Annotated in this window: 28 protein-coding genes and 1 pseudogene; 17 read left to right on the top strand and 12 right to left on the bottom strand. The window is 71.6% G+C overall.

The window, feature by feature from the left end:
* The first annotated feature begins 25 nt into the window (after positions 1-25).
* Positions 26-883 carry a hypothetical protein gene (locus ABZX11_RS08490; protein ID WP_354911087.1) on the top strand — a complete coding sequence of 286 codons (858 nt, stop codon included), beginning with the start codon at positions 26-28 and terminating at the stop codon, positions 881-883.
* Between the two features lie 11 nt (positions 884-894).
* Complete coding sequence (locus ABZX11_RS08485) at positions 895-1,212, top strand: hypothetical protein (RefSeq protein WP_354911085.1); 318 nt, start codon at positions 895-897, stop codon at positions 1,210-1,212.
* Positions 1,213-1,253: 41 nt separating this feature from the next.
* On the opposite strand, the gene ABZX11_RS08480 is transcribed toward ABZX11_RS08485, so the two are convergent.
* Genes ABZX11_RS08480 through ABZX11_RS08460 form a run of 5 tightly spaced genes read right to left on the bottom strand, consistent with a single transcriptional unit; the run spans position 1,254 to position 6,122 of the window.
* The gene (locus ABZX11_RS08480; protein ID WP_354911083.1) at positions 1,254-2,594 is read right to left on the bottom strand and encodes a serine hydrolase domain-containing protein; all 1,341 of its coding nucleotides are present in this window, start codon (positions 2,592-2,594) and stop codon (positions 1,254-1,256) included.
* A gap of 45 nt (positions 2,595-2,639) precedes the next feature.
* Entirely contained in the window at positions 2,640-3,260 is a 621-nt protein-coding gene (locus ABZX11_RS08475) for a response regulator transcription factor (RefSeq protein ID WP_176174614.1), read from the bottom strand.
* On the bottom strand, positions 3,257-4,417 hold the full coding sequence (locus tag ABZX11_RS08470; protein WP_354911490.1) for a sensor histidine kinase: 1,161 nt from the start codon (positions 4,415-4,417) through the stop codon (positions 3,257-3,259). The genes ABZX11_RS08475 and ABZX11_RS08470 overlap by 4 nt, the downstream gene beginning before the upstream one ends.
* Complete coding sequence (locus tag ABZX11_RS08465; protein ID WP_254897108.1) at positions 4,414-5,286, bottom strand: ABC transporter permease; 873 nt, start codon at positions 5,284-5,286, stop codon at positions 4,414-4,416. The genes ABZX11_RS08470 and ABZX11_RS08465 overlap by 4 nt, the downstream gene beginning before the upstream one ends.
* Positions 5,283-6,122: an ABC transporter ATP-binding protein gene (locus ABZX11_RS08460; RefSeq protein ID WP_354911079.1), complete on the bottom strand. Its 840-nt coding sequence runs from the start codon at positions 6,120-6,122 to the stop codon at positions 5,283-5,285. The genes ABZX11_RS08465 and ABZX11_RS08460 overlap by 4 nt, the downstream gene beginning before the upstream one ends.
* A gap of 215 nt (positions 6,123-6,337) precedes the next feature.
* On the opposite strand from ABZX11_RS08460, the gene ABZX11_RS08455 reads away from it, so the two are divergent.
* Together ABZX11_RS08455 and ABZX11_RS08450 are read left to right on the top strand one after the other, a co-directional pair.
* A complete protein-coding gene (locus ABZX11_RS08455; RefSeq protein ID WP_354911488.1) occupies positions 6,338-8,032 on the top strand; it encodes an SDR family oxidoreductase in 1,695 nt (564 codons plus the stop codon).
* A 14-nt stretch (positions 8,033-8,046) separates the two neighbouring features.
* Complete coding sequence (locus tag ABZX11_RS08450; protein ID WP_176178121.1) at positions 8,047-8,649, top strand: TetR/AcrR family transcriptional regulator; 603 nt, start codon at positions 8,047-8,049, stop codon at positions 8,647-8,649.
* A gap of 7 nt (positions 8,650-8,656) precedes the next feature.
* On the opposite strand, the gene ABZX11_RS08445 is transcribed toward ABZX11_RS08450, so the two are convergent.
* Positions 8,657-9,805, bottom strand: coding sequence for a citrate synthase 2 (locus ABZX11_RS08445; protein ID WP_176174616.1), 1,149 nt, complete (start codon positions 9,803-9,805; stop codon positions 8,657-8,659).
* 289 nt (positions 9,806-10,094) lie between these two features.
* Between ABZX11_RS08445 and ABZX11_RS08440 the strand changes: the two genes are divergently transcribed.
* The 6 genes from ABZX11_RS08440 to ABZX11_RS08415 are packed head-to-tail and all read left to right on the top strand — an operon-like array spanning position 10,095 to position 14,484.
* Positions 10,095-10,397 carry an urease subunit gamma gene (locus ABZX11_RS08440; protein ID WP_020641633.1) on the top strand — a complete coding sequence of 101 codons (303 nt, stop codon included), beginning with the start codon at positions 10,095-10,097 and terminating at the stop codon, positions 10,395-10,397.
* Positions 10,398-10,405: 8 nt separating this feature from the next.
* Positions 10,406-10,711 (top strand): urease subunit beta, encoded by a 306-nt coding sequence (locus tag ABZX11_RS08435; RefSeq protein ID WP_354911076.1) that lies wholly within the window; start codon positions 10,406-10,408, stop codon positions 10,709-10,711.
* Positions 10,712-12,427 (top strand): urease subunit alpha, encoded by a 1,716-nt coding sequence (locus ABZX11_RS08430; protein WP_354911074.1) that lies wholly within the window; start codon positions 10,712-10,714, stop codon positions 12,425-12,427.
* Complete coding sequence (locus ABZX11_RS08425; RefSeq protein WP_354911072.1) at positions 12,427-13,098, top strand: urease accessory UreF family protein; 672 nt, start codon at positions 12,427-12,429, stop codon at positions 13,096-13,098. Before ABZX11_RS08430 ends, ABZX11_RS08425 begins: the two co-directional genes overlap by 1 nt.
* The gene (ureG, locus tag ABZX11_RS08420) at positions 13,088-13,777 is read left to right on the top strand and encodes an urease accessory protein UreG (RefSeq protein WP_354911069.1); all 690 of its coding nucleotides are present in this window, start codon (positions 13,088-13,090) and stop codon (positions 13,775-13,777) included. The genes ABZX11_RS08425 and ureG overlap by 11 nt, the downstream gene beginning before the upstream one ends.
* Positions 13,774-14,484 carry an urease accessory protein UreD gene (locus tag ABZX11_RS08415; protein ID WP_354911066.1) on the top strand — a complete coding sequence of 237 codons (711 nt, stop codon included), beginning with the start codon at positions 13,774-13,776 and terminating at the stop codon, positions 14,482-14,484. Before ureG ends, ABZX11_RS08415 begins: the two co-directional genes overlap by 4 nt.
* 138 nt (positions 14,485-14,622) lie before the next feature.
* Here the strand turns inward: ABZX11_RS08415 and ABZX11_RS08410 are convergent.
* Positions 14,623-15,535: pseudogene (locus tag ABZX11_RS08410) on the bottom strand (lipase family protein).
* 108 nt (positions 15,536-15,643) lie between these two features.
* Here ABZX11_RS08410 and ABZX11_RS08405 point away from each other — a divergent pair.
* Positions 15,644-16,315: a TetR/AcrR family transcriptional regulator gene (locus ABZX11_RS08405; protein ID WP_354911063.1), complete on the top strand. Its 672-nt coding sequence runs from the start codon at positions 15,644-15,646 to the stop codon at positions 16,313-16,315.
* An 86-nt stretch (positions 16,316-16,401) separates the two neighbouring features.
* Here the strand turns inward: ABZX11_RS08405 and ABZX11_RS08400 are convergent, their stop codons facing one another.
* A complete protein-coding gene (locus ABZX11_RS08400; RefSeq protein WP_354911061.1) occupies positions 16,402-18,075 on the bottom strand; it encodes a hypothetical protein in 1,674 nt (557 codons plus the stop codon).
* A 231-nt stretch (positions 18,076-18,306) separates the two neighbouring features.
* Here ABZX11_RS08400 and pdxH point away from each other — a divergent pair, with 231 nt between their 5' ends.
* The 3 genes from pdxH (at position 18,307) to ABZX11_RS08385 (ending at position 20,941) form a co-directional block, all read left to right on the top strand.
* Positions 18,307-18,984 (top strand): pyridoxamine 5'-phosphate oxidase, encoded by a 678-nt coding sequence (gene pdxH, locus ABZX11_RS08395; protein WP_176174624.1) that lies wholly within the window; start codon positions 18,307-18,309, stop codon positions 18,982-18,984.
* Between the two features lie 126 nt (positions 18,985-19,110).
* Positions 19,111-20,376: an MFS transporter gene (locus ABZX11_RS08390; protein ID WP_176178122.1), complete on the top strand. Its 1,266-nt coding sequence runs from the start codon at positions 19,111-19,113 to the stop codon at positions 20,374-20,376.
* Positions 20,377-20,389: 13 nt separating this feature from the next.
* A complete protein-coding gene (locus ABZX11_RS08385) occupies positions 20,390-20,941 on the top strand; it encodes a DUF3558 family protein (RefSeq protein WP_354911057.1) in 552 nt (183 codons plus the stop codon).
* A 165-nt stretch (positions 20,942-21,106) separates the two neighbouring features.
* Here the strand turns inward: ABZX11_RS08385 and ABZX11_RS08380 are convergent, their stop codons facing one another.
* The 3 genes from ABZX11_RS08380 to ABZX11_RS08370 are packed head-to-tail and all read right to left on the bottom strand — an operon-like array spanning position 21,107 to position 23,339.
* Positions 21,107-21,931: an MBL fold metallo-hydrolase gene (locus ABZX11_RS08380; protein WP_354911055.1), complete on the bottom strand. Its 825-nt coding sequence runs from the start codon at positions 21,929-21,931 to the stop codon at positions 21,107-21,109.
* A complete protein-coding gene (locus tag ABZX11_RS08375; protein WP_354911052.1) occupies positions 21,928-22,761 on the bottom strand; it encodes an MBL fold metallo-hydrolase in 834 nt (277 codons plus the stop codon). The genes ABZX11_RS08380 and ABZX11_RS08375 overlap by 4 nt, the downstream gene beginning before the upstream one ends.
* Entirely contained in the window at positions 22,761-23,339 is a 579-nt protein-coding gene (locus tag ABZX11_RS08370; protein WP_354911049.1) for a TetR/AcrR family transcriptional regulator, read from the bottom strand. Before ABZX11_RS08370 ends, ABZX11_RS08375 begins: the two co-directional genes overlap by 1 nt.
* Positions 23,340-23,405: 66 nt before the next feature.
* Here ABZX11_RS08370 and ABZX11_RS08365 point away from each other — a divergent pair, with 66 nt between their 5' ends.
* From ABZX11_RS08365 to ABZX11_RS08355, 3 genes are read left to right on the top strand one after another with little or no spacing between them, the layout of a single operon-like run.
* Positions 23,406-24,311, top strand: a complete 906-nt coding sequence (locus tag ABZX11_RS08365) for an aldose 1-epimerase family protein (RefSeq protein WP_354911046.1) — start codon at positions 23,406-23,408, stop codon at positions 24,309-24,311.
* Positions 24,278-24,766, top strand: coding sequence for a GNAT family N-acetyltransferase (locus ABZX11_RS08360; RefSeq protein ID WP_176178123.1), 489 nt, complete (start codon positions 24,278-24,280; stop codon positions 24,764-24,766). Before ABZX11_RS08365 ends, ABZX11_RS08360 begins: the two co-directional genes overlap by 34 nt.
* Positions 24,767-24,786: 20 nt before the next feature.
* Positions 24,787-26,004: an amidohydrolase gene (locus tag ABZX11_RS08355; protein WP_176174630.1), complete on the top strand. Its 1,218-nt coding sequence runs from the start codon at positions 24,787-24,789 to the stop codon at positions 26,002-26,004.
* Positions 26,005-26,052: 48 nt separating this feature from the next.
* Here ABZX11_RS08355 and ABZX11_RS08350 read toward each other — a convergent pair whose 3' ends face one another.
* A complete protein-coding gene (locus ABZX11_RS08350; protein WP_354911044.1) occupies positions 26,053-26,592 on the bottom strand; it encodes a Uma2 family endonuclease in 540 nt (179 codons plus the stop codon).
* Between the last annotated feature and the right edge of the window lie 32 nt (positions 26,593-26,624).

The raw sequence follows: 26,624 nt of genomic DNA, 5'->3' as shown, positions 1-26,624 counted from the left end.
GTGCGGGTTCCGACATGTGGAATCGATGAAGCCCCGTTGGTACTTTTTCGCCTGGTTCGCCGTGCTGGCCGCGGTGCACCTCGCGATCGAGGGCTGGACGGACACCGCTGCCATCGGGCTGCCGGTCGGGTTCGCGGCGACGCTGGTGCTCGTCTTCGTCCCGCGGCTGCCGTGGTGGGCGACTGGCGAGGCGCGTCCGGACGGCCGCCGCGGTGTGCTGCGGGCGTGCCTGCTGGTGCTGTGGGTCCTGGTGGCCGCCGCGCTCGTCGACGGGCTCGTCGAACACCCGCCGCACGGTGCCGACGTCGTCTACGCAGGAGTGTTCGTCTCGTTCTTCGCCGGCGCCTCGCTGTACGGCCTGGCCAAGCTGCTGCCGGAGCGGCCGTCGACGCGGCGGGTCCTGCGGGCCAAGTTCGTGCTTGCCACCGCGGCGGTGTGGGCGGTGGGTGCCTTCGCGCTCGCGGCCGAGGTCGCGGCCGTCGTCGTGACCGGTGGCTGGCTGCCGTGGGTCCTGCCGGTGCCGTCGGTGGTCGCGCTGCTGGCGCTCGCCGTGCGGCGCGCGGACCTCGCCGTCCCGGTCCGGTGCCTGGCGAGCGGCAGCTGGACGCCGGTCACGGCCGCCGCGTTCGACGTGCGGCCGGGCGAGCCGGTCGACGGCTGGGCGGTGCTGCCCGGCGACGTCCGCATCCGCTTCCACCTGCCTCCGGTGCCCGCCGACGTCGCCGCCGAGCTGCGCGACCGGCGACGGCTGTGGCTCGCCGCGTGGCCTTCGGAGGACCTCGTAACCGGCCTTCCGGACGGAAACAGCTACGCCGTAGGACGCATCGGCCGGCGTGTCGGTGGGGGTAAAAACACGGTTCCCGGCCCTGCGGGCCCCCGGTAGCGTCCCCGGCCGTGACGACTCTCCAGCAGACCTACCCGGTGCCGCCCGAAGTGCTGTGGAACGCCCTCCCGGCCGGGGTCGCGGCGATCGGCGGGCGGCAGCCGGTCTACGACCCCTCGCGCGGGTTCGCCACCTGCCGCACCGGGATGTCGCTGCTGAGCTGGGGCCAGCACGTCAACGTGACCGTGTCGCACGCCGACGGCGGCTCGGCGCTCACGATCATGACCGTGCTGAAGCTCGGCGTCTGGGACTGGGGCGAAGGCAAGCGCCTCGCCACCCGGTTCGCGGCCGCCGTCGCCTACGCGGCGCGCACCGCCGCCTTGAACTGAGGGTCCCGCTCGCCACCCTGGGGGTGCGAGCGGGGCCCGGTTCACCGCCAGTCTTCGACGCCGCCCGGCACCGGCGCGGCCGGGTCGTAGGGCGTGCGGGTGAAGACGAACGTCGCCAGGTCGAGGTGGGTGGCGACGCCGTCGGCGTTCCGGCCCACCACGAGCGTCTCGCCGGCGTAGTAGCCGTCGAGGCCGACGTAGGTGTCCTCGCCCGTGGCGCGGAAGCGCGAGCTGCGCCCGGCGCCTTCAACCGGTGCGAGCAGCAGCAGCCCGTCGCCCTGGACGCGCAGGTGGTACGGCGTCGGGCCCCAGTGCCAGAGCCCGGTCAGCGCGAGCAGCGCGGGGTCGACCGGCGACGGCAGCCACTCGGCGGGCAGCCGCGGCTCCAGCTCGTCGGTCATCGTGATCAGGTCGAGGCAGAGCTGGGTGATGCCGACCCCGGACGTCGAGTTGACCAGCACCAGCGCGCCGGTCTGCGCGGCCGGGTCGACCAGCGTCACGGCGAGGAAGCCGGGCATCGAGCCGGTGTGGCCGGCGAACCGGCGGCCCCGGTGGCGCACGAGCATCAGGCCGAGCCCGAACCCGGTCGTCCAGACGTCGGTGTCGTCGACGGTGACCATGGTCCGCATCTCCTCGACGGTCTCCGGCGCGAGCACGCCGCCGGTGTCGCCGCCGAGGAACGCCGTCCAGCGGCCGAGGTCCCGCGCGGTCGACCACAGCTGCCCGGCGGGGGCCATCGCGCCGGCGTCCGGGCTCGGCTCGGGCAGCAGGACGTCGGCGAACGGGTGCACGGCGAAGCCGTCGGCGTGCGCGCCGACCGGGTGCGGGGTCGTGCGGGTCATCCCGAGCGGGCCGAGGACCTCCTCCTCGAGCACCGACAGCCAGCCCTTGCCGCGGTGGCGGGCGACCAGCTCGCCGAGGACGCCGTAGCCGACGTTCGAGTAGTGGAACCGCGCGCCCGGCCGGTGCTTGGTCGCGCCTTCGGCGAGGCTGCCGACCAGCGCGTCCCAGTCGGCGCCCGGGGTCCGCTCCCACCACAGGCCGGGCGACTCGGACGTCAGGCCGGAGGTGTGGGACAGCAGCTGGGCGACGGTGGCGGCGCCGAACGGCGTGCCGGGGACGTGTTTTTCGAGCGGGTCGTTCAGGTCGACGAGGCCTTCGTCGCGCAGCCGCATGACGGCGGTGGCGACCAGGGTCTTGGTGATCGAACCCAGCCGGTACTGGGTGTCGGTGCCGGGCGTTTCGCCGCCGACGCAGCCCCGGGCACCGGACCAGACGATCCCGCCGTCCCGCACCACGGCGGCGACCAGCGACGGAGCCCGGCAGGCGGCCTGCTCGTGGGCGATCCGGCGGAGCAGGGCGAGTTCGGTCGAGGCAAGCATGGGGGCATTCTGCCGCGCTCCGGCCGGCGAAGCAGGCCCTGGTCCTCAGCCGAGCAGGTTCTTCGCCATCGCCGTGGTCACCGCGGCCGTGCGGTCGGAGACGCCGAGCTTGCCGAACACCCGGAGCAGGTGGGTCTTCACCGTGGCCTCGCTGATGTGCAGGGCGCGGCCGATGTCGGCGTTGGTGCCGCCCTTGGCGACCAGCCGGAGGACCTCCACCTCGCGGGCCGACAGCGGTTGCGGCTCCGGGTTGCGGACCCGGTTGACCAGCTTGCCCGCCACCGACGGCGCCAGGACCGTCTCCCCGCGGGCCGCCGCGCGGATCGCGTTCGCCAGCTCCGCGCGCGAGGCGTCCTTCAGCAGGTAGCCCGACGCGCCGGCCTCGACCGCGTGCAGGATGTCCGCGTCCGTCTCGTACGTCGTCAGCACGACGATCCGGCGCCCGGGCTGCTCGCGCAGGATCCGTTTGGTGGCACCGACGCCGTCGAGACCGGGCATCCGCAGGTCCATCAGCACGACGTCGGGTGCGGCGATCCGGTCGAGCGCGACGGCTTCGTCCCCGGAACCCGCTTCGCCGACGACCGTCAGGTCCGGTTCCGCTTCGAGCATGCCGCGGAGGCCTTCGCGGACGACGGGGTGGTCGTCGACGAGCATGACGCGGATCAAGCCGGCACCTCCAGGGTGAGTTCGGTGCCGCTGGGGCCACTCCGGACACTCAGTCTGCCACCGACCTGCTCGGCACGGGACCGCATCCCGCGCAGCCCGAACCCGGTGGCGCGGTCGGGGTCGAAGCCGGCGCCGTCGTCGCGCACCGACAGCCGCACCGAACCGTCCACAGCGGACAGCCGGACGGAAACCGCGGACGCGGCCGCGTGCCGCCGGACGTTGTTCAGCGCTTCCTGGGCGCCGCGCAGCAGGACCACTTCGCCGGCCGTGCCGAGCGCGGGCAGCCCACCGTCTACTTCGTACTCGACCGGCAGGCCCGTCTCGTCGGCCAGCCGGTCGGCCTGCCGCCGGACGGCGTCCACCAGCGAGCCCGCGGCGAGGTCCGCCGGGGCCAGCGCGGCGACCATCGCGCGGGCCTCGGTCAGGTTGTCCCGCGCGGTCCGGGCGGCCAGCTCCGCGTGCCGCCGCGCGGCCGCCGGATCGGTGTCCAATTCGGATTCGATGGCCTGGGCGAGGGTGACGATGCTGGTGAAGCCCTGCGCGAGCGTGTCGTGGATCTCGCGGGCGAGCCGTTCGCGCTCGGCCGCGGTGCCCGCCTCCCGGGAGAGCCGGGCGACCTCGGCCTGGCTCGCTTCCAGCTTCGCGATCAGGTCCGCGCGGCCCCGGCTCTCGTCGATGACGTGCCCGATGAACTTGCCGCACAGCAGGCCGAACACGACCAGGATCGCCGTCATCGGCAGCATGATGTGCAGGGTCGGGCCCCGCCACCCCTGGTTGACGACGGTCGACGCGGGGTTGAGCAGGATCGCGACGGTGGTGAGGACGGCCGCCGGCCGGAACTCCAGCGTCGAGAACAGCAGCGGGCAGGCCATGAAGAGGATGAAGCCGGACGTCTCCTGGGCGAACAGGGCGATCCCGACCAGCACCAGCACCGTGACGGCGAACGCCCACCGCTGCCCGGACGGCGAGTCGTCGTCCCGGACGATCCGGCGGCCCCACAGCAGGTAGCCCAGCGCGAGCGCGGTGAGCGCCCCGACCGCGATCGCCGTCCGCGCCGGGTCGCCGTGGTCGAGGAGCACCAGCGTGGTCGTGGCCAGGTAGGCGACGGCGAAGAGGATCTCCCAGAGCCAGTTGAACCGGTCCCAGGCGTCCTTCACTTCGCGTCGGACCACCGGAAGGTCAGCCGCGCCAGTACCGCCCCCGCCACGCACCAGATCCCCAGCACCAGCGCCACTCGCGGCAGTTCCCATGCTCCGGCCATCTCCATCCTCACGGCGGCGTCCGGCAGGAAGACCGACCGGAACCCCTGGCAGATCCACTTCAGCGGGAAGAACGACGCGATGTCCACCATAACTTTCGGCAGGTTCGTGATCGGCGAGACGAACACGCCGGAGATGAACTGCAGGATCAGATAGAGCATCTGCACGACGGCGACCGCGCCGTTGGTGGACTTCGCCAGCGAGCTGATCGCGATCCCGAGCAGCGTGCACGAGACGATGCCGAGCGCGAACACCCACAGCAGGGTCAGCCACTTCGCCGGGTCGGACGGCAGCCGCAGCCCGAACAGCAGCACGGCGACCGTGGCCATCAGCACCGTCTGGGCCAGGCTCGACACCGCGACCAGCGCCATCTTGCCGATGAAGTACGACGCTGGCGGCATCGGCGTGCCGCGCAGGCGCTTGAGGGCACCGGTTTCCCGGTCGGCCGAGACGCCGGTCGCGATGCTGTTGAACGACGTCGACACGATGCCGGAGCCGATCATCCCGGCCGCGAGCAGCTGCCCGGAGGTGACGCCGTCGAGCGGTGTCGGACCGTCCAGGATGGACCCGAGCAGGATCATCAGCACCGCGGGCAGGGAGAAGGTGAAGACCACCTGTTCCTTGTTGCGGAAGAACTGCCGCAGCTCGGTCCCGCCTCTGGCGAGGCCGAGGGAAAGCGGGCCGGGGAGCGCGACAGCTGCTCTTCGGGGGTTCCGGGTGGCGGAGCCCCCGGCCCGGGGCGAAGCCCCGGATGGCGCAGTGGTCATGCCTTGTCTCCGATCAGGTCCAGGTAGATGTCCTCCAGGCTGGGCCGGGTCACCGTCAGCCCGGCGAGCTCCCGGCCCCCGGCCGAGAGCTCGGTGACGAGCTTGGTCGGGTACGCCGTCCGCTCGACGTGCTCACCGCGTTCGTCGACCCAGCGCACGGTGGCCTCGGCCGCGGCCCGGCCACCCAGGTTCTGCGGGGTGTCCTGGGCGACGATCTCGCCGCGCGCGATCACCGCGACCCGGTCGGCGAGCGCTTCGGCCTCGTCGAGGTAGTGCGTGGTCAGCAGGATGGTGGTGCCTTCGGCGGCGAGGTCGCTGATCAGCGTCCAGAACTGCCGCCGCGCCTCGGGGTCGAAGCCGGTGGTCGGCTCGTCGAGGAAGAGCAGCTCGGGCCGTCCGACGATGCCGAGGGCGACGTCGACGCGGCGGCGCTGGCCGCCGGAGAGCGCCTTGACCCGCGCCCCGGCCTTCTCGGTGAGCCCGACCTTGTCGATCACCTCGTCGGGGTCGCGCGGGTCGGGGTAGTACTTCGCGAAGTGCCGGACGGTCTCGGCGACGCTCAGCTCGGCGGCGTCGGTCGCCGTCTGCAGCACGATGCCGAGGCGCGCCCGCCAGGCCCGCCCGGCGTGGCCCGGGTCCTCGCCGAGGACGCTGACCTCGCCCTCCGTCCGCTGCCGGTGCCCCTCGAGGATCTCGACCGTCGTGGTCTTCCCGGCGCCGTTCGGGCCGAGCAGGGAGAACACCTCGCCCTGGGAGATCTCCAGGTCCAGCCCGGCCACGGCGAGGTGACCGGGGTACTGCTTGCGCAGGCCGCGCACGCTCACTGCTGTGGTCATGGCTCAAGCCTGGCCGCCGGGACCGCCGGATCCGACCAACAGGCGGCTGAATCCGGCTGTCCACCGAACGGTGGACACGGCGGCTTGGTTCCACGGGAAACCACGAAAACGCTGTCATACAAGCAAAAATCCGAACACCCGAGCCCGGGGAACCGCCGCGTGGGTGAACCCGCTGTTGACAAGTTGTCTAACATGACGGAATGTCTCACAAGTGGGTGACCGCCAGCGACGGTGTCCGCCTCTCCGTGACCGTCGACGGCCGGAGTGACGGGCCCACGGTCGTGCTCGTGCACGGCTACCCGGACAACAGCTCGATGTGGGGCGGGGTGGCCGCCGGGCTGGCCGCGAAACACCGCGTCGTCACCTACGACGTCCGCGGGGCCGGACAGTCGGACAAGCCGTCAGGACGCGCGTCCTACCGGTTGGACCAGCTGGCCGACGACCTCCGCGCGGTCGTCGAGGCGGTGCAGCCCACCGGCAAGGTGCACCTGGTCGCCCACGACTGGGGTTCGATCCAGACCTGGCACGCCGTCACCGGGGACGGGCTGCGCGGGCGGATCGCCTCCTACACGTCGATCTCCGGCCCGAGCCTCGACCACGCCGGCGCGTGGTTCCGCGCCCAGTTGCGGCGTCCGACGCCGAAGCGGCTCAAGAACGCGCTGAGCCAGTTCCTGCACTCGTGGTACATCCTGGCGTTCCAGATTCCGCTCATCCCGGACCTGCTCTGGCGCACCGGCTTGCTGGGCAAGCAGATCCAGCGCATGGAGCCGGACGCGGCACCGCCGGAGAAGTCCGACGGCCTGCACGGTCTCCAGCTCTACCGGGCCAACATGTTCACCCGGCTTTCGCGGCCCGCGCCCCGGCCCGCCGACGTCCCGGTGCAGGTGCTGGCCCCGACCGGCGACGCCTACGTCACCCCGCCGCTGCAGACCGAGGTCGCCCGCTGGGTGCCCGACCTGCGGATCCGGCGAATCGTCGGGACGCACTGGGTGACCAGGGCGCGGCCGGAGGTGGTCGCCGCCGCGGCCGCCGAGCTGATCGAATACGCCGAGACCGGCACCGAAAGCCGGGCGTTGCGCCGGGCCCGCCCCGACGCCGGGCCGTTCGCGCACAAGCTCGTCGTGGTCACCGGAGCGGGCAGCGGCATCGGCCGGGCGACCGCGCTCGCCTTCGCCGCCGGGGGTGCCGACGTCGTCATCACCGACGTCGACGCCGCCGCGGCCACCGAGACCTCGAAGCTCCTGGGCGACCACGGCCTCGGTGCGTACACAGTGGACTCTTCGGACGGCGGCGCCGTGCACCGCTTCGCCCAGGACGTGCGGGAGAACCACGGCGTCCCGGACATCGTGGTCAACAACGCGGGCATCGGGATGTCCGGCCCGTTCCTCGACACCTCGGCCGCGGACTGGGAACGCGTCATCGACGTCAACCTCTGGGGCGTGATCCACGGCTGCCGCGCGTTCGCGCCGATGCTCGCCGAGCGCGCCGAAGGCGGCCAGATCGTCAACCTCGCCTCGGCGGCCGCGTACCTGCCGTCGAAGATCCTTTCCGCCTACGCCACGACGAAGTCCGCCGTGCTGACGCTGAGCGTCTGCCTGCGGGCCGAGCTGGCCGCGCACCACATCGGCGTCACCGCGGTCTGCCCGGGGATCGTCAAGACCAACATCACGAACACGACGACGTTCGTCGGGGTGTCCGAAGAGGAACAGCGAAGGCGGCAGCTGTCGAGTTCGAAGCTCTACGCGCGACGCGGGTTCGGCCCCGAGGGGGTCGCGCGGGACATCCTGCGCGCCGTGGAAAAGGACATCGCGATCGCGCCGTCCACCCCGGAGGCGAAGGCCGCGCTGGTCCTTTCGCGACTGACGCCCGGCCTGCTGCGCACGGCCGCGAAGCTGGACCTGACGCCGTGAGCCGGCCGCGGCGGATGTCGCCGCAGGCCCGCCGCGACGACCTGATCCGCGCCGCGCTCGACCTGTTCGGCTCCCGGGCGCCGGAGCTGGTCACCGTGGACGACATCGTCGCCCGCGCCGAGGTGTCGCGGCCGCTGTTCTACCGGTACTTCGCCAACCTGCGCGAGCTGCAGGTGCAGGCGCTGCGCACGGTCACCGACGGGCTGATCGACGGACTGGCCGGGCTCGAGGAGGGCCCGCCGGAGGTGCGGCTGCGCGCGGCCGTCCGCGGCCTGATCGACGTCGCCGACCACTACCGCGCGGGGTACATCGCCCTGCTGCGCACCGGTTCGGTGATCGCGACCTCGGAGACGGACGCGGCCATCGACGAGGTCCGCAACCGTGCGGTGGCCCTGATCCTGGACGCCCTCGGCGTCACCGATCCCTCACCGCTGCTGTCGCTGACCCTCCGCTGCTGGACGGCGGTCGTCGAAGGTGCGCTGCTGAGCTGGCTGCAGGAACGCACGGTCCCGCGCGAGTCACTGGACACGTGGCTCGTCGACCAGCTCACGGCCATGCTCGGCGCCACCGCGGAACACGAACCGGCCGGCGCCGCGGAGGCACCGGCCGGCAGGTGAGAAAGCGTCAGTGCTTGGTGACGAGCTCCCAGCCCTCGACGTCCTCGGGGCTGCGCGGCGCCGGGCCGACGTACTTGGCCGACGGCCGCACGAGACGTCCGGTGCGCTTCTGCTCCAGGATGTGCGCGGCCCAGCCGGCGGTGCGGGCCGAGCTGAACATCGCGGGCATCATGTGCGGCGGGACCTGCGCGAAGTCCAGGATGACCGCGGCCCAGAACTCGACGTTGGTCTCGATCGGGTGATCCGGGCGCCGCTCGCGCAGCTCCTTCAGCGCGGCCTGCTCCAGCGCGGCGGCCGCCTCGTAGCGGGTCGCGCCGAGCTCCTGGCAGGTGCGGCGCAGCACGCGCGCCCGCGGGTCCTCGGCCCGGTAGACGCGGTGGCCGAAGCCCATCAGCCGTTCCTTGCGGTCCAGGATGCCCTTGACCAGGCCCGCCGGGTCGCCGGTGCGCTCGACCTCTTCGATCATCGGCAGCACGCGCGCCGGGGCGCCGCCGTGCAGCGGGCCCGACATCGCGCCGATGGCGCCGGACATGGCGGCCGCGACGTCCGCGCCGGTGGAGGCGATGACGCGGGCGGTGAAGGTCGAGGCGTTGAGGCCGTGCTCGGCGGCCGACACCCAGTAGGCGTCCAGGGCCTTGACGTGCGCCGGGTCCGGCTCGCCGCGCCAGCGGATCAGGAACCGCTCGGTGATCGAGTGGGCCTCGTCGACGCGGGTCTGCGGTACCGCGGGCTGGCCGATGCCGCGCGCGGACTGGGCCACGTAGGACAGCGCCATCACCGAGGCGCGGGCCAGCTGCTCGCGGGCCTCTTCGTCGGTGATGTCGAGCAGCGGGCGGTAGCCCCAGATCGGGGCGAGCATGGCCAGCGCGGCCTGGACGTCCACCCGGACGTCACCGGTGTGCACCGGCAGCGGGAACGGCTCGGCGGGCGGGAGGCCGTGACCGAACCGGCCGTCCACGAGGAGGCCCCAGACGTCGCCGAAGGTCACCTTGCCGGCGAGGTCCTCGATGTCGACGCCGCGGTAGCGCAGGGCACCGCCGTCCCGGTCGGGTTCGGCGATTTCGGTGTGGAAGGCGACGACGCCTTCCAGACCCGGTCGGAAGCCGTCGTCGGGTTGGCCGGACGGCTGAGGCTTGCTGATCGTGGAGGTAGTCACTGTTTCGCGGAACCTTTCGGTGCGCTTTTTCCCCGGCTGGTTGGTGCTGGTCGCGCGGTTGGGACAAGCGCACTGAACGCGCGCCACATCGCACGGATGGATAGACCTTGCTCTCTTGACCGGCCACTGGCAATCGAAAGAAGCGGTGGTTTCGGTCACGATTACGAGAACGATTCAGTCACACGTCGGCCCAGGCAGGAGAATTTTCACCACTCAGTGTGACGAAGCCCAGGTAAATCCTGTGTTTCCGAACCAGGCGCTCCGCGGTTTCGGGTGATAGACCTAGCGCATGCACCTCAGCCCGCAGGAGCGCGACAAGCTGCTCATCCACGTGGCGGCCGACGTCGCGCGGAAGCGGCTGGACCGCGGTGTCCGGCTCAACTACCCGGAGGCGGTCGCGCTGATCACCGACCACGTCCTCGAAGGCGCCCGCGACGGCCGCACGGTCAGCGAGCTGGTGGCCAGCGGCCGGACGGTGCTCTCCCGGGCACAGGTGCTCGACGGGGTGCCGGAGATGGTCGACTCGGTGCAGGTCGAAGCCACTTTCCCGGACGGCACGAAGCTCGTCACCGTGCATGACCCGATCGTGTGAGGAGCGGTATGCGCCCTGGCGAGATCATCCCCGGCGACGAGCCGGTCGAGCTGAACCCCGGCCGCCCGCGCGTCCGGCTCGTGGTGCGGAACCTCGGCGACCGGCCGGTGCAGGTCGGCTCGCACTACCACTTCGCGGCCGTGAACCCCGGCCTCGAGTTCGACCGGGACGCCGCCCGCGGCCACCGGCTCGACGTCCCGGCGGGCACGTCGGTGCGGTTCGAGCCGGGTGTCGAACGCGAGGTCGACCTGGTGCCGCTGGCCGGCGCCCGCCGGGTGCCCGGACTCCGATCCGAGTTCGCAGGGGAGTTTTGAGTGCCGCAGATCGACCGTGAGCGCTACGCCGAGCTGTTCGGCCCGACCACCGGCGACCGGATCCGGCTCGCCGACACCGACCTGCTGATCGAGGTCACCGAGGACCGCTCGATGGGCCCCGGCGGCGCCGGCGACGAGGTGCTCTTCGGCGGCGGCAAGGTCATCCGCGAGTCCATGGGCCAGGCCACGGCGACCCGGGCGGAGGGCACGCCGGACCTGATCATCACCGGCGCGGTGATCCTCGACCACTGGGGCATCGTCAAGGCCGACGTCGGCGTGCGCGACGGCCGGATCGTCGGCATCGGCAAGGCGGGCAACCCGGACACGATGGACGGTGTCGACCCCGCCCTGGTGATCGGTCCGTCGACGGAGGTGCTGTCCGGCAACGGCAAGATCCTCACCGCCGGCGGCATCGACTGCCACGTCCACTTCATCTGCCCGCAGCTCGTCGACACGGCCTTGGCCGCCGGACTGACCACTTTGGTCGGTGGTGGCACCGGGCCCAATGAGGGGACGAAGGCCACCACCGTCACGCCCGGCGCGTGGAACCTGGGCCGGATGCTGGCCGCCATGGACGGTTACCCGATCAACGTGCTGCTGCTGGGCAAGGGGAACACGGTCCGGCACGAGGCGCTGCGCGAACAACTGGCCGCGGGTGCGGGCGGGTTCAAGCTGCACGAGGACTGGGGCACCACCCCGGCCGCGATCGACGCGTGCCTGACCGTCGCCGACGAAGCCGGTGTCCAGGTGGCCATCCACACGGACACACTGAACGAAGCCGGGTTCCTCGAATCCACTGTGGACGCCATCGGTGGCCGTTCGATCAACGCCTACCACACCGAAGGCGCCGGTGGCGGCCACGCGCCGGACATCATCCAGGTCGTCTCGCTGCCGAACGTTTTGCCGTCGTCGACCAACCCGACGCGGCCGCACACGGTGAACACGCTCGACGAGCACCTCGACATGCTGGTGGTCTGCCACCACCTCAACCCGTCGGTGCCCGAGGACCTCGCCTTCGCCGAGAGCCGGATCCGGCCGACCACGATCGCCGCCGAAGACGTGCTGCACGACATGGGCGCGATCTCGATGATGAGCTCGGACTCGCAGGCGATGGGCCGGATCGGCGAGGTGATCATCCGGACGTGGCAGACGGCGCACGTGATGAAACGCCGCCGCGGCGCGCTGCCGGGCGACGGCGCGGCCGACAACCTGCGTGCCCGCCGCTATGTCGCCAAGTACACGATCAACCCGGCCATCGCGCACGGCATGGAGACCGAGATCGGCTCGGTCGAGGTCGGCAAGCTCGCCGACCTGGTGCTGTGGGAGCCGAAGTTCTTCGGTGTCCGCCCGCACGTGGTGCTGAAGGGCGGCTTCCCGGCGTGGGCGGCGATGGGCGACGCGAACGCGTCCATCCCGACGCCGCAGCCGGTCATGGCACGGCCGATGTTCGGGGCGAACATCGGGGCGGCGCTGAGCCTGCACTTCGTCGCGCCGTCCGCTTTGGACAGTGGGCTGCGCGAGCAGTTCGGCATCACCCGGCCGCTGGTCGCGGTGTCGAACATGCGCGCGCGGACCAAGGCGGACATGGTGCTCAACGACACCACACCGGACGTGCGCGTCGAGCCCGACAGCTTCGCGGTGCACGTCGACGGCGAGCTGATCGAACCGCAGCCGGTGGCCGAACTGCCGATGACCCAGCGATACTTCCTGTTCTGATGGACCTTTCGGCACTGATCCTCGCGGACTCCCGCTTCCCCGGCGGCGGGCACGTCCACAGTGGCGGGTTGGAGGAGGTCGTCTCGCGGAAGCTGGTGACTTCCGTGCGCGATCTCCCGGGATTCCTTTCCGGACGGTTGCGGACGGCGGGCTATCTGGCTGCGGTGTTCGCCGCGGCCTCCGCGCATGCGGCCGTCGCGCGGGGGAAATGGTCGCTTTTGGACAGTGAGCTGGACGCGCGCACTCCGTCGCTCGCGCAGCGGGAAGCGTCCCGGGCGCAGGGGCGCGGGACCGCACGGGCCGGGCGGATCGCGTGGCCGTCTCCGGTCCTGGACGCGTTGCTGGCCGAGACCCCGCGGCCCCACCACCCGATCGTGCTGGGTGCTCTGGTCGGCGTCGCGGGCGGGTCGCCGTACGACGCGGCGATGGCCGTCGCCTACCTGGCGGTCAGCGGGCCGGCGAGTGCGGCCGTGCGGCTGCTGGGGCTGGATCCCTTCGCCGTCAACGCCGTCGTGGCGCGGCTGGATCTCGCTTCCGTCTGTTCGGCCGCGGCCGAAGTCGCGGGAGACGACCCGGCGACGCTGCCGTCACCCGGTTCGCCGGGGTTGGATCTGTTCGCCGAGGCCCACGCCCGGCACCACCAGGAAGAGGTGCGTCTCTTTGCCAGCTGAAGGCCACGGTCACGGTCACTTCCACCCGGTCAGCTTCGACCCGACGGCCAGCGAGCCGGACCACTACGACGCGGCACCCACCGCGGGCCGCGCCTACCGGATCGGCATCGGCGGCCCGGTCGGGTCCGGCAAGACGGCGCTGACCGCGGCGCTGTGCCGCGCCCTGGGCGACGAGATCAACCTCGCCGTCGTCACGAACGACATCTACACGACCGAGGACGCGGACTTCCTGCGTCGCGCCGGCGTGCTGGACCCGGAGCGGATCGAAGCGGTCCAAACGGGAGCGTGCCCGCACACGGCGATCCGCGACGACATCACGGCGAACCTCGACGCAGTCGAGCGGCTGGAGGAGAAGTTCCCCGGTCTCGACCTGGTGATCATCGAGAGCGGCGGCGACAACCTGACCGCGGTGTTCAGCCGCGGCCTGGCCGACAGTCAGATCTTCGTGGTCGACGTCGCGGGCGGCGACAAGGTGCCGCGCAAGGGCGGCCCCGGTGTCACCACGGCGGACCTGCTGGTGATCAACAAGATCGACATCGCCCACCTGGTCAACGCGGACATGGAGGTGATGACCGCGGACGCGCACCGGATGCGCGGCGAGCTGCCGGTGATCACCCAGTCCCTGGTGGACACCCCGGACGCGCCGGCGGTCGCGGGCTGGGTCCGTTCCCTGCTGTGAAGGCCCACGCGCGGCTGACGGCGTGCTTCGACGGCTCGCGCACGGTGCTGCGCGAGCTGCGTTCGATGGCGCCGCTGACGCTGTTCCCGCGCCGGCGGTCCGGCTCGACGGCGGTGGTGCACCTGGTCAACTCGGCGACCTCGCCGCTGGGCGGGGACGACCTGCTGCTGTCGGTCCACGTCGGCCCGGGTGCGTCGCTGCGGCTCTCCGGCGTTGCGGCGACGCTGGCTTTGCCGGGCCTGCACGGCGAGTCGTCGTTGTCCACTGTGGACGTCGTGGTGGAGCCGGGTGGGTCGCTGGAGTACCTGCCGGAACCGACCGTGGTCACCGCGCGGGCGCGGCACAACGCGGTGTTCCGGGCTTCGGTGGCGTCGGATGCGTACCTGCACACGCGGGAGGTGCTGGTGCTGGGGCGGGCCGGGGAAACTCCCGGTTCGCTGTCGACTTCGCTGTCCGTCACGTGGGGTTCCGTGCCGGTGGTGCGGCAGACGCTTTCGGTGGGGGATGCGGGCTTGGACGGGAGCCTGGCGGTGCTGGCGGGGCGGCGGGTGCTGGCCACGGATCTCGTGGTGGGTGGCCCGGAGCTGCCGGCGGCGTCGGGTGAGTGGTGGTCCCGCAGCCCCCTCGCCGCGGGCGGCACCCTCACCACTTCTCTCGCGCCGGACGCGGTCACGGCCCTGAAGGGCCTGGCCGCGGCCGGCAGCTGACCTGAGCAGCCCCCGTTTTCCACGCTACCGGTGGCCACCGACCGTTTCGGGCGACGCGGTTCCGGGCGATCTCCTTCATCCCCATCCGTGCCGCTCGCCGGGGAGGACCCCCTGCGTCCTCCCCGGCGAGCGGAACCCTCAGAACTTCGTGCCCAGCCAGGTCATCGCCGCCGGGCCGCCGATCGACACCCCGGCGATGTGCTCCAGCAGCGGGAACTCCTGCCACGTCACCTTGGCGCCGAGCGACTTCCAGCGGTCGCGCAACGCCGTTCCGACGCTGAACGGGATCAGCTCGTCCAGCGTTCCGTGGTACAGGTACACCGGCGGCTTCGGCGCGGTCGTGCCCAGGTGGTTCTCCGCCAGCCGGGCCTGCCAGCGCGGGTCGTGGATCGGGTCCGGCACCGTCACGAAGTCCTGCAGGTGCGCGAACGGCGCCGCCGCGCCCAGTTCCACCGTGCACGCCTTCGACACCCGGGCCACCGCCTCGCGGCTCGGCGGCCCACGCCGCGGCCTGGCCGCCCTGCGAGTAGCCGAACACGCCCACCGGGCCGGACGGCGACAGTCCCGCGCCGGTCACCCGCGCGGCGGCGCGCGCCGCGTCGAGCACCGCGCGGCCTTCGGACTGCCCGACCGCGTACGTGTGCGTGCCCGGCGTGCCGAGCCCTTCGTAGTCCGTGACGACGACCGCCCAGCCCTGCGTCAGCGCCTGCGCCAGCAGCGCGCTTTCGTTCTCGATGCCGTGGGCCAGCAGGTTCGAGGGTGCGCACTGGTCGCCGAGGCCGTGCGTGCCGACCGCGTACGTGACCAGCGGCCGCGGGCCGCCGCGCAGCCACGGCGTCGGCGGCACCAGCAGCGTGCCGGAGACGGCGTTCGGCTCGCCGGTCGCCGACGTCGAGCGGTACAGCAGGTGCCAGGCCTTGACGGGGGCGGGGAACGGGCCGACGAACACCGTCGTCGGCCGCTGTTCCAGGAGGACACCCGGATCCGCGTGCGCGGAGGGGGCGGCTGTCACGAAAAGGAGCGCGACGGCGACCACTAACCGACGAAGCATCATTGCCTCCGGCTGTTCGTTTTGATCGGCACACTGTGGTAATCGAGATTTTCACAACTTAACCAGCCCGGTAGGATCCGGCAATCCCTCAGAAGGAGGACACAACCGTTGGCTCGCACGTACGGCGGCGTCGCACCCGAACAACGTCGCGCCGACCGCCGCGAGCGGCTGCTCACGGCCGGTCTCGAGCTGTTCACCACCACCGGCTTCCGGCAGACGAAGATCACGGAGGTGTGCGCCCGCGCCGGCGTCTCGACGCGGAACTTCTACGAGGAGTTCAGCGGCAAGGAGCACGTGCTGCGCACCCTCCACGACCGGATCAACAGCCTCGCGCTGGAGCACGTCACCGCCGCGCTCGACAAGGTCGCCGAGGCCGACGCGATGACCCGCATCGCCACGCTGCTCGACGTCTTCATCGACACGGTCACCGTCGACCCGCGGCTGCCGCGGCTCAACTACGTCGAAGCCGTCGGCGTCAGCGCGGAGCTGGAGGAGCAGCACCAGGTGTGGGTCGACCGCTGGGCGACCTTCATCGAGACGGAGGCGCGGCGCGCGGCCGCGCACGGTGTCGCACCCGACCGCGACTACCGGCTGACGGCGATCGCACTGGTCGGCGCGGCCACCGGGCTGTTGCGCGAGTGGCAGGCGCACGAGCCGCCGCTACCGGTGGAGGACGTCGGCGCCGAGCTGCGCGCGCTGATGCTGGCGGCCATCATGCGGCCGGGAAAGATCTTGGGAATCCCGGGCAACCCGGGTGCGGCCTCCGGCGTGGAACAGTAGAGCCGGGAGGGGGAACCGGGGGGACGCCGGCTCACGTGAGGGCCCTTTCCCGGCAGCGGACTGGCGGGAAAGGGCCCTCACGGACATCACGTGGTGCGGACCGTCGGCAGGCCGAGTGCGACCGGGCCGGAGTCCTGGCACATGTCGTGACAGGTGTTGTCGAGCGTGCAGCACAGCGAGCAGATCGGGCCGTTCTGCTTCGCGCAGTCGGCGACGTCGGGCAGTTCGTACGGGTCACCGCAGACCGAGCAGGTGTACGTCGCCAGCAGGTCGACCTCGGACTCCGGCCCGGCGACGGTGTTCTCCCGCGCCAGGTAGTACTTGCCCTTCGTGGCGAGGGCCAGCACCGGCACCAGCACGACCGCGATGACCAGCGCGAGCAGCGGGCTGAACGCGGCCAGGAACTGCCCGAACGCGCCGAAGTACGCCGCGATCGACACCGCCGACGCGACCATCATCGAGCCGAACCCGACCGGGTTGATCTTGTGCAGGTAGGCCCGCTTGAACTCGATGTAGCGCGGGGACAGGCCCAGCGGCTTGGCGATCACCAGGTCGGCGCAGACCGCGCCGATCCACGCGATGGCCACGTTCGAGTAGAAGCCGAGGATCTTGTTCAGGAAGCCGAACGCCCCGAACTCCATCAGCGCGAGCGCGATCCCGCAGTTGACCAGCACGTACCAGACCCGGCCGGGGTGCTTGTGCAGCACGCGGGAGAAGAAGTTCGCGAACGACAGCGAGCCGGAGTAGGCGTTCGTCGTGTTGATCTTGATCTGCGAGACGACGACGAACAGCGCGGCGAACGTCAGCGCGACCGGCCCGAGCGCGGGTTTGACCGCCTCGAGGTAGGGCGCGATCGGCTCGAGCGCGTGCGACTTCCCGACGACGCCGAGGGCGAGGAACGCCAGCAGCGCGCCACCGATCTGCTTCGCGGCGCCCAGGATCACCCAGCCGGGGCCGGCGGCGAGGACGGCGGCCCACCACGACCGCTTGTTCTCCGCCGTCTTCTCCGGCATGAACCGCAGGTAGTCGGCCTGCTCGCCGATCTGCCCGATCAGCGACAGCGCGACACCCATGCCGAAGCCGAACCCGATGGCGGAGAACCCGGCGCCGGCCCCTTCCGTACCCCCGAAGTGGGTGAATTCCGCGAACTTCCCGGGCTCCCGGACCAGCACGACGACGAAGGGCAGCACCAGGCCGGCGATCCACAGCGGCTGCGTCCAGGTCTGCATCTTCGCGACCGCGCCCATGCCGTAGAGCGCGAAGGGGAGCACGATGAGCGTCGCGAGCAGGTAGCCGATCGGCAGCGGGATGCCGAGGGCGAGCTCGAAGGCCTGGCCCATGATCGAGCCTTCGAGCGAGAAGAAGATGACGGTGAAGCTGGCGTAGACGAGCGACGTCAGCGTCGACCCGAAGTAGCCGAAGCCGGCTCCGCGGGTCAGCAGGTCCATGTCCACTCCGGACTTCGCGCAGGCGGCCGCGATGGGCACGCCGGTCACGAAGATGACGACGGCCGCGGCGAGGATCGCCAGGACGCCGGAGGTGAAGCCGTAGGAGAGGACGATGCTGGCGCCGATCGCGAAGTCGGCGAGGTAGGCGATGCCGCCCAGCGCCGTCGTCGCGACCACGAAGGGGGACCATTTCCGGAACGAATGTGCGGCGAAGCGGAGGGAGTAGTCCTCGCGGTTTTCGTTCGCCGCGAGCGGGGCGTATCGGCGTTTCGGCGGGATGCTCTTTTCTGCGCTGGACAGGGTCTCGGTCATGCCTGCCTCCGGGGGTGGTGGGGAACGGGCCGAAGGTAGGCGGGTCCTGTATCGATCCTGGTCCGGCGGGTAACGCGGCGGTTACGGCTTGTTGTCCTGCGGTTACGGCTGGATGGCGGGGAATGGGTGTCGGGTGTCACCGTTAGGTGGGTTCCGCTGCCGGTCGCGAACCCTTAACGTGCCTAGAGCCGAAGTCGACTGATGCCCCCGGCCGGGCGTGGAGGTTTGGCGATGATGCCGGAGATCGAGGACCAGGTGGAAGACGCAGTAGTACGCCTTCCCGGAATGCGCGTGGCCTACGACGGCGCGGCGTTCGACGAAACCGCGCTCGCCGCCACCTGGACCGATCAGCTGCAGGGCTGGCTGAACCAGGCGGTCGCGGCGGGCATCGCGGAGCCGAACGCCATGGTCCTCGCGACGGCCGACGCCGAAGGCCGCCCGTCGTCCCGGACGGTGCTGTGCAAGGGCCTCGACGAGCGCGGCGTGGTGTTCTACACGAACTACACGTCGTCGAAGAGCCACGACCTGACGGCGACGCGGTACGCGTCGGTGACGTTCCCCTGGTACCCGCTGCACCGCCAGGTCCACGTCCGCGGCGAGGTCGAGAAGGTCGGCGTCAAGGAGACGGCGGAGTACTGGGCCCAGCGCCCGCGCGGTTCCCAGCTGGGCGCGTGGGCATCCCCGCAGTCCCGGGTGGTCGACGGCCGGCGCGCGCTGGACAACGCGTTGCACGGCATCGAGAGGCGTTTCGCGGACGTGGAGAGGATCCCGGCACCCCCGCACTGGGGCGGCTGGCGCATCCGGCCGGACCTGGTGGAGTTCTGGCAGGGCCGCGAGGACCGGATGCACGACCGGCTGCGGTACGTGCGGAACGACGACGGGTGGCACATCGAGCGCGTGGCTCCCTGAGTTTCCCGGTCCCGGTGTTGCGTCTCGCGCAACACCGGGAACCACTCACCGGGGCGAGGAAAATCACGCGACCGGAGATACTTAGCCCGGCTAAGCTGATCTGTCGTGACTGGTGAACCGGGGACGATGCCGCCCCGCTCGGGTGTACGCAAGCTCCTCGGCCGCATCATCGTGGACACCCGGCCGCTGAAGATCCCGGCCTTCCGGCGGCTGTGGCTGTCCACTGTGGTCACCTCCGTCGGCACCCAGCTCACCGCCGTCGCCGTGCCCAAGCAGGTCTTCGACCTCACCGGGTCCTCCGCCTGGGTCGGCCTCACCGGGCTCGTCGCCCTCGTTCCGCTGCTCGTCTTCGGGCTCTGGGGCGGCGCCGTCGCCGATGCCGTCGACCGGCGGAAGCTGCTCGTCGTCACCAACGTCCTCGTCGCCGTCACCTCCGCGCTGCTCTGGCTGCAGGCCTTTGCCAACTTCGGCTCCGTCTGGCTCGTGCTCGGCCTGCTCGCCGTCAACCAGGCGCTCTTCGCGATCAACATGCCGACGCGCGGTGCCGTCGTCGCCCGGCTCGTGCCGCCCGAGCTGCTGCCCGCCGCAAACGCGCTCAGCTCGACCATGGCCACCTTCGGCGCCGTCTTCGGGCCGCTGCTCGCCGGGGCGCTGATCCCCGTCCTCGGCCTCTCCACCCTCTACCTCATCGACGTCATCGCCCTGACGATCACGCTCGTCGCCGTCTGGCGGCTGCCGTCCATCCCGCCGCTCAACGGCCCCTCGCGGCGCGCCGGGGTGCGGGACGTCGTCGACGGCTTCCGGTACCTCGCCGGACAGAAGATCCTGCTCGCCTCCTTCGTCGCCGACATCATCGCCATGGTCTTCGGGATGCCGCGCGCGCTGATCCCGGAGATGGCCGAGCGCACCTTCGGCGACCCACCCGGCGGTGGCCCGGCCCTCGGCTGGCTCTACGCCGCCCTGCCCGCCGGGGCGATGCTGATCGGGCTCTTCTCCGGCTGGCTGACGCGCATCCACCGCCAGGGCGTCGCGGTCGTCGTGGCGATCTGCGCGTGGGGTGCCGCGGTGGCCGCGTTCGGGCTCGCGCACTCCCTGTGGCTCGCCGTCGTCTTCATGGCGCTGGCCGGCGCCGCGGACATGGTCAGCGCCGTCTACCGGATGGCGATCCTGCAGGTCGCGACCACCGACGAGATGCGCGGCCGGCTCCAGGGCGTCTTCACGGTCGTCGTCGCCGGCGGGCCGCGGATCGCCGACCTCACCCACGGCTGGGGTGCCGCCGCCTTCGGCACGACGGCCGCCGCGAGCGTCGGTGGGCTGCTGGTCATCGTGCTCGTCTGCGCGTCGATGTTCGTGCTCCCGGCCTTCTGGCGATACCGGGCGCCGACGGCATAGGTAGGGTGCGGACATGCGTACCCTTGTTGTCGCTTTTGTCGCTTTCGCCGCCTTGACTGCCTGCTCCTCCGGAGACGAGCCGTCGAAGGCCCCTTCGTCGTCCGCCGCGCCCAAGCCGGCCCCGAGCACGAACGCCGCCGCGGCGTCGCTCGACCCGTGCAAGCTGCTGCCCGCGGAGGCCGTCTCCAAGGCGCTGTTCCTCGACAACCTCACGGCGGTGCCGGGCCCGGTCCAGGACAACGCGACCAACGGCGGCAAGGCACGCAGCTGCGAGTACCAGCACGACGGCAAGGCCGCGGGCGCGCTCGCGGTGACGCGCTACGAGGGCAAGAAGGGCAAGCCGGCCGAGATGGTCGCGTCGATCAAGAAGGCGAAGCCGGGCTCGAAGGACGTCCCGGGCTTCCCGGACGGCGCGGTCTACTACGTCGACGAGCAGAAGACGGCGACCCTCGCCGCGGCCGAGCTGGTGGCGGGCACGCCGGTGCTGGTCAACTACACGGGCCCGGCGAAGCTGACGCCGGAGCAGCTGGCGCCGCTGGTCAAGCAGGCCCTCGCGGCCGGCTGATCAGGCCCAGCCGACGAGCTGCCGCCGAAGGCGACCTGGTCGAGGCCGGCTTCGTTCTGGTGCCGCAGGACAACGCCGGAGAGATCGAGCCGCGGATCTGCGCCACCATCGAACTTCCCGTTCGGCCGGAGGTTCGATGGGGCGGAGATCATCCGGTTCCCTGATTCACCGGCGCAGTGCCGCCAGCTCGACCGGGCTGTGCGCCGAGAACACCGTGACCTCGTCCTGGTGTGTCCGCGCCAGCTCGTGCAGCCTCGCCAGGTTCTCCAGCCTCGGCCCCCTCAGCGTCTGGACGATGTTCTGGAACGCCGTCAGGCCCGGTGGGCAGTGCGGGGCCACCGGGTCCAGCTGGCCGTGGAAGAAGTACGCGTCTCCGGCGTGCAGGAGCCAGCCGTTGCCCGTGTCGACCGCCACGCCCGTGTGGCCCCGGGTGTGGCCCGTCAGCGGGACCAGGAGGATCTCCTCCGGCAGGCCCTTCAGCGACCGGACCGCCTCGAAGCCGAACCACGGCTCGCCCGTCTCGTCGTACGTGCTCCACAGCGGGCGGTGCGCGAACTGGGCCGCGCGGTAGCGGTTCTTCTCCGCCGCGTTCGCCGGGGACGTCGCCGCGCGGTGCTCCTCGGCGCGGACGTGGACCACCGCGTTGGGGAAGTCGGCCAGGCCGCCCGCGTGGTCGACGTCGAGGTGGGTCGCCACGATGTGCCGGACGTTGGCCGGGTCGAGGCCGAGTGCCTCGATCTGGGCCACCGCCGTCTCCGCCGCGGCCGGCTTCGCGCCGACCAGCGCCAGGAACGGGCGGCCCAGCCACTCGCCGGGTCGCGTCACGCCCTGGCGGCCGAACCCGGTGTCGACCAGCACCAGGCTGTCGCCGGTCTCGATCAGCAGGCAGTGCGCGACCAGCGACGACCGCCGCAGCAGGCCGGGTTCGCCGTCGAGCAGTTTGCCACCCACCGGGTGCATCGATCCGCAGTTCAGGTGGTGCACCTTCATACGCTGCTCCTGGTGCTCAGCCGGAGGAATTCGGTCTCGTCGTGCGCGGCGAAGACGGTGACCTCCGCGCCGTGCTCCTGAACAAGCTGGCGCAGGCGGCGGTGATTGTCCAGCCGGGCACCCTTGACCGTCTCCATGTGGCCCTCGAACCACTTCAGCCCGGGCGGGCAGTGCGGGGTCGCGGCGACCTGACCGTGGAAGAAGTACGAGTCACCCGCGTTGAGCAGCCAGCCGTGCCCGGTGTCGACGGCGACCCCGGCGTGGCCGCGCGTGTGCCCGGACAGCGGGACCAGCAGGATCTCCTCGGGCAGCCCGTCGAGCGAGCGGACCGCGTCGAAACCGAACCAGGGCTCGCCGGTGTCCGCATAGGACGTCCACTGTGGACCATGGGCGAACTGGATCCGGCGGTACCGGCCGCGCTCGCCGTCGTCGCGCGGGTCGGTGAACGCCCGCAGCTCCTCGGCGTAGACGTGCACGCGCGCCCACGGGAAGTCGATGAGCCCGCCGGCGTGGTCGAGGTCGAGGTGGGTCAGCACGATGTCGCGGACGTCGGCCGGGTCGAAGCCGAGCGCGCGGACCTGCGCGATCGCCGTCTGCGCCGGGTCGGGCACCGGGTTGGACTGGCGGACGAAACCCGCGCCCAGCCAGGCGGTCCGGTCGACCGCGGCCGGCGTGCCCATGCCGGTCTCGACGAGCACCAGGCCGGTGTCCGTCTCCAGCAGCAGGCAGTGGCAGACCATGGTGGCGCGCCGGAACAGGCCCGGCCTGCCGTCGATCAGCTTGCCGCCGAGTGGGCGCATGGTGCCGCAGTTCAGGTGGTGGACGCGCATCAGGACAACTCCCGTTCGAGGGTGGCGTGCAGGTGGGTCGCGACGGCGCGCAGCGGCGCGAGGTCGCGGCGGGTGCGGGCCAGCAGCAGCCCGCCTTCGATCGCGGCGAGCACGATGGTGGCGAGTTCGTCGGCCCGGCCGGCGGAAAGCCCTTGCCCGGCCAGGTAATCGCCGAGGACGACGTGCCAGGACTCGTAGCCGTCCGTGCAGGCCTGCCGGATGGGTTCGCTCGCCGCGGCCGCGTCCAGTGCGACTGTCGCGAGTGGACAGCCACGCTGGAAGTCCGACTCGGTGAGGACGCCCGCGAGCGCGTCGATCGCGCGGTCGATCCCGGTCGCGGGATCGGGGGCGTCGCGGAGGATGGCGTCGAAGAGCGCGCCGGTGCGCTCGCTGGAAAGCCGGACGGCCTCGGCGGCGAGCTGTTCCTTGCCGCCGGGGAAGTGGAAGTAGAGCGACCCCTTGGGCGCGCCGCCCGCCGTCGTCAGCTGGGTGAGGCCGGTGGCGTGGTAGCCCTGGGTCTGGAACAGGTCGGCGGCGGTGTCGAGCATCCGCTGCCGCGTGTCGGTGCGGCGAACCATGACCTGACCGTAGCGCAAACTATGACGACCGGTCTAGTGACTTCGTGGATCGGTAAGGTCGTGCGCATGGGCAACCCGACCGGTCAGCAGTTCGAGATCACCCGCGGCAACGCGCGCGCCGTCGTCACCGAAATCGGTGCCGGGCTGCGCGCGTTCGAAGTCGGCGGCGTGCCGTACGTCGAGGAGTTCCCCGAAGACGCGAAGCCGCCGATGGGCGCCGGGCAGGTGCTGCTGCCCTGGCCGAACCGGACCAAGGGCGGCCAGTGGACGTTCCAGGGGGAGAAGAAGCAGCTGGAGATCACCGAGGAGGCGCGCGGCAACGCCATCCACGGCCTGACCCGCCACCTCGAGTGGGAGCTGCTGGAGCACGCCGAGTCGTCGATCACCCTGGCCGTCGACGTCGCGGTGCAGCCCGGCTGGCCGGTGCCGCTGCGCGCGACGGTGACCTACGAGCTCGCGCCGCGCGAGCTGACCGTCACCCACGAGATCCGCAACGAAGGCGAGCAGCCGATCGGCGTCGGCGTCGGCACGCACCCGTACTTCCGGATCGGCGACGTCCCGACCGACGAGCTGACGCTCACGCTGCCCGCGAGCCGCGTCCGGCCGTCCTTGCCCGACGAGCAGATGCCGTACGCCGAGGAGCAGGACGTCGAAGGCACGGAGTACGACTTCCGCGCCAGCCGCGTGCTGGCCGGCGTCAACCTGGACACGGCGTTCGGCGGCCTCGCGGCGGCCGCGGACGGCACGCACCACATCGTGCTCAGCCACGACGGCCGGGAACTGCTGGTCTGGACCGGCCCCGACTTCCACTGGGCCCAGGTGTTCACCCCGGACGACCTGGTCGGCCGCGGCCGCGCGGTGGCGATCGAGCCGATGACCTGCCCGGCGGACGCGCTCAACACGGGCACCGACCTGATCGAGCTGGCGCCGTCGGCGTCCTGGTCGGGCAGCTGGGGCATCCGCGTCCGGTGATCCGGCTGGGTCCCGCCGACGCGGGCGAAGTCCTGACGCTGCAACGGGCCGCGTACGTCACCGAGGCCCGGGCACACGGCGACCTCGACCTGCCGCCGTTGCTGGAGACGCTCGACGAAACGCGGGCGGCCCTGGCCGGGCTGTCGTGGGGCGTGCGCGAGTCCGGTCGCCTGGTGGCCTCGGTGCGGCTGACGGTGACCGGGCCGGTCGCGGTGATCGGCCGCCTGGTCGTCGCGCCGGACCGGCAGGGGTGCGGGCTGGGTGGGTCGCTGCTGCGGTTCGCCGAGTCGGCGGCCCCGCCGGAGGTGACGCTGTTCCGGCTCTTCACCGGCTCGAACAGCGTGGTGCCGCTGCGGCTGTACGCCAAGCACGGGTACCGGGAGACGCACCGGACGCCCGAGAACAACCACGAGCTGGTGCACTTGGAGAAGACCCGCGTGCGCGACCCCGGGTGAGTTCGTTAGCGTGGCGAACTATGGCGAAGGCAATTGTCGGGGGCTACGTCGTCCCCATCGACGGTGAACCCATCGAGGGCGGCACGGTCCTGATCGACGGCGGCAAGATCGTCGCGGTCGGTACCGAGGCCGACGTCGACATCCCGGAGGATGCCGAACTGGTCGACGCGGCGGGCACCTGGGTGCTGCCCGGCTTCATCGACGCCCACGCCCACCTCGGCGTCCACGAGGAGGGCGAAGGCTGGGCCGGCAACGACACCAACGAGATGACCGACCCGAACGGCGCCCGCTTCCGCGCGATCGACGGCATCGACCCGTACGAGTCCGGCTTCGACGACGCGCTGGCGGGCGGCGTGACGAGCGTCGTCATCAAGCCCGGGTCCGGCAACCCGATCGGCGGCCAGACGATCGGCGTCAAGACCTGGGGCCGCAGCATCCTCGACATGACGTTCGCGGAGCACGTCAGCGTCAAGAGCGCGCTCGGCGAGAACCCGAAGCGCGTGTACGGCGACAAGAAGCAGACACCCTCGACGCGGCTGGGTGTCGCGGCGATCCTGCGCGAGGCGTTCACCAAGGCGCGCAACTACCAGGCGAAGCGCGCGCACGCGGAGTCCGAAGGCAAGCCGCACGAGGTGGACCTGACGCTCGAGACGCTGTCGAAGGTCCTCGAGGGCGAGCTGTACTGGGACCAGCACGTCCACCGCGCGGACGACATCGTGACGGCGATCCGGCTGGCCGACGAGTTCGGCTACAAGCTGGTGATCAACCACGGCACCGAGGGGCACCTGATCGCGGACCTGCTGGCTTCGCGCGAGGTGCCGGTGATCCTGGGGCCGCTGTTCACCACGAAGTCCAAGGTGGAGGTGCGCAACCGCACCCTCCGGTCGGCGGGCATCCTGGCGCGGGCGGGGGTGAAGATCGCGATCACGACGGACCACCCGGTGATCCCGATCAACTTCCTGGTCTACCAGGCGGCCCTCGCGGTGAAGGACGGCCTCGACCCGGCGACGGCGCTGCGTTCGCTGACCGTCAACCCGGCGTCGATGCTGGGGCTGGACGAGCAGATCGGTGCGCTCACGCCGGGGTTGGACGCCGACGTGGTGCTGTGGTCGGGCGACCCGCTGGACGTGATGAACCGAGCCCTGCGCGTGTTCATCCGCGGCGACGAGGTGTACCACTTCGACGAGTCGACGGGCGAGGGCGTGTCGAAGGACCGCCGGTACCGGGAGACCCGCTGAGCTTCGGGCGGCACGCCGGTGACCGGGCGGTTCCGGCGTGCTGCCCGATCAGTCGAGGAGGGTGTCGAGGTCGATCTTGACCGGGAACGGGACATCGGTGGTGAAGGTCCCGCTGACCGCCGGCGCGTCGACGTACCCCGACCCGCCACCCCGGCAGGCGACCAGCGACACCGGCTCGCCGAGATCCACGATCCAGTAGTGCGGAATCCCCGCGTCGGCGTACTCGTCCCGCTTCACCCGGTAATCCGTCCGCCGGGACCCCGGTGCCACCACCTCGGCCACCAGGACCACGTCCTCCGCACGGAACAGCCGATCGTCGCGGCCGACCGCCGCCCGGTCGATCACCAGCAGGTCCGGACGGCGGGCGAAGCCGGGCCCGCCGTCCGGAGACAACCCCAGATCCAGGTCACTGGCCACGACGAACGCCAGTCCGAGCGGCAGCTGCCGCTCGAGCGCGCCCGCCAGCAGGCAGACCGCCAAGTCGTGACGGCGGCCGGAGCCGGGCGAAGGCACCACGCGGCCCTCCACCAGCTCCGTGAAACCGGTGCCGTCGAGCGCCGCGTACTCCTCGATGGTCAGCAGGGCCATGGGACAACGCTAGCCGTCACCGAGGCGCGACA

The organism is Amycolatopsis sp. NPDC004169 (assembly GCF_040610315.1).
Lineage (GTDB): Bacteria > Actinomycetota > Actinomycetes > Mycobacteriales > Pseudonocardiaceae > Amycolatopsis.
Note: the sequence above shows the minus strand (reverse complement) of the source record. Positions and strands in the feature narration are given on the sequence as shown.

Coding starts and splice junctions, on each gene's coding strand:
- ABZX11_RS08380 (WP_354911055.1), bottom strand. CDS start 21,931: ATGAAGGTGCACCACCTGAACTGCGGATCGATGCACCCGGTGGGTGGC.
- ABZX11_RS08450 (WP_176178121.1), top strand. CDS start 8,047: ATGTCGCCGCAGGCCCGCCGCGACGACCTGATCCGCGCCGCGCTCGAC.
- ABZX11_RS08480 (WP_354911083.1), bottom strand. CDS start 2,594: ATGCTTGCCTCGACCGAACTCGCCCTGCTCCGCCGGATCGCCCACGAG.
- ABZX11_RS08465 (WP_254897108.1), bottom strand. CDS start 5,286: ATGACCACTGCGCCATCCGGGGCTTCGCCCCGGGCCGGGGGCTCCGCC.
- ABZX11_RS08385 (WP_354911057.1), top strand. CDS start 20,390: ATGCGTACCCTTGTTGTCGCTTTTGTCGCTTTCGCCGCCTTGACTGCC.
- ABZX11_RS08390 (WP_176178122.1), top strand. CDS start 19,111: ATGCCGCCCCGCTCGGGTGTACGCAAGCTCCTCGGCCGCATCATCGTG.
- ABZX11_RS08365 (WP_354911046.1), top strand. CDS start 23,406: ATGGGCAACCCGACCGGTCAGCAGTTCGAGATCACCCGCGGCAACGCG.
- ABZX11_RS08375 (WP_354911052.1), bottom strand. CDS start 22,761: ATGCGCGTCCACCACCTGAACTGCGGCACCATGCGCCCACTCGGCGGC.
- ABZX11_RS08460 (WP_354911079.1), bottom strand. CDS start 6,122: ATGACCACAGCAGTGAGCGTGCGCGGCCTGCGCAAGCAGTACCCCGGT.
- ABZX11_RS08425 (WP_354911072.1), top strand. CDS start 12,427: ATGGACCTTTCGGCACTGATCCTCGCGGACTCCCGCTTCCCCGGCGGC.
- ABZX11_RS08400 (WP_354911061.1), bottom strand. CDS start 18,075: ATGACCGAGACCCTGTCCAGCGCAGAAAAGAGCATCCCGCCGAAACGC.
- ABZX11_RS08355 (WP_176174630.1), top strand. CDS start 24,787: ATGGCGAAGGCAATTGTCGGGGGCTACGTCGTCCCCATCGACGGTGAA.
- ABZX11_RS08490 (WP_354911087.1), top strand. CDS start 26: ATGAAGCCCCGTTGGTACTTTTTCGCCTGGTTCGCCGTGCTGGCCGCG.
- ABZX11_RS08350 (WP_354911044.1), bottom strand. CDS start 26,592: ATGGCCCTGCTGACCATCGAGGAGTACGCGGCGCTCGACGGCACCGGT.
- ABZX11_RS08435 (WP_354911076.1), top strand. CDS start 10,406: ATGCGCCCTGGCGAGATCATCCCCGGCGACGAGCCGGTCGAGCTGAAC.
- pdxH (WP_176174624.1), top strand. CDS start 18,307: ATGATGCCGGAGATCGAGGACCAGGTGGAAGACGCAGTAGTACGCCTT.
- ABZX11_RS08440 (WP_020641633.1), top strand. CDS start 10,095: ATGCACCTCAGCCCGCAGGAGCGCGACAAGCTGCTCATCCACGTGGCG.
- ABZX11_RS08370 (WP_354911049.1), bottom strand. CDS start 23,339: ATGGTTCGCCGCACCGACACGCGGCAGCGGATGCTCGACACCGCCGCC.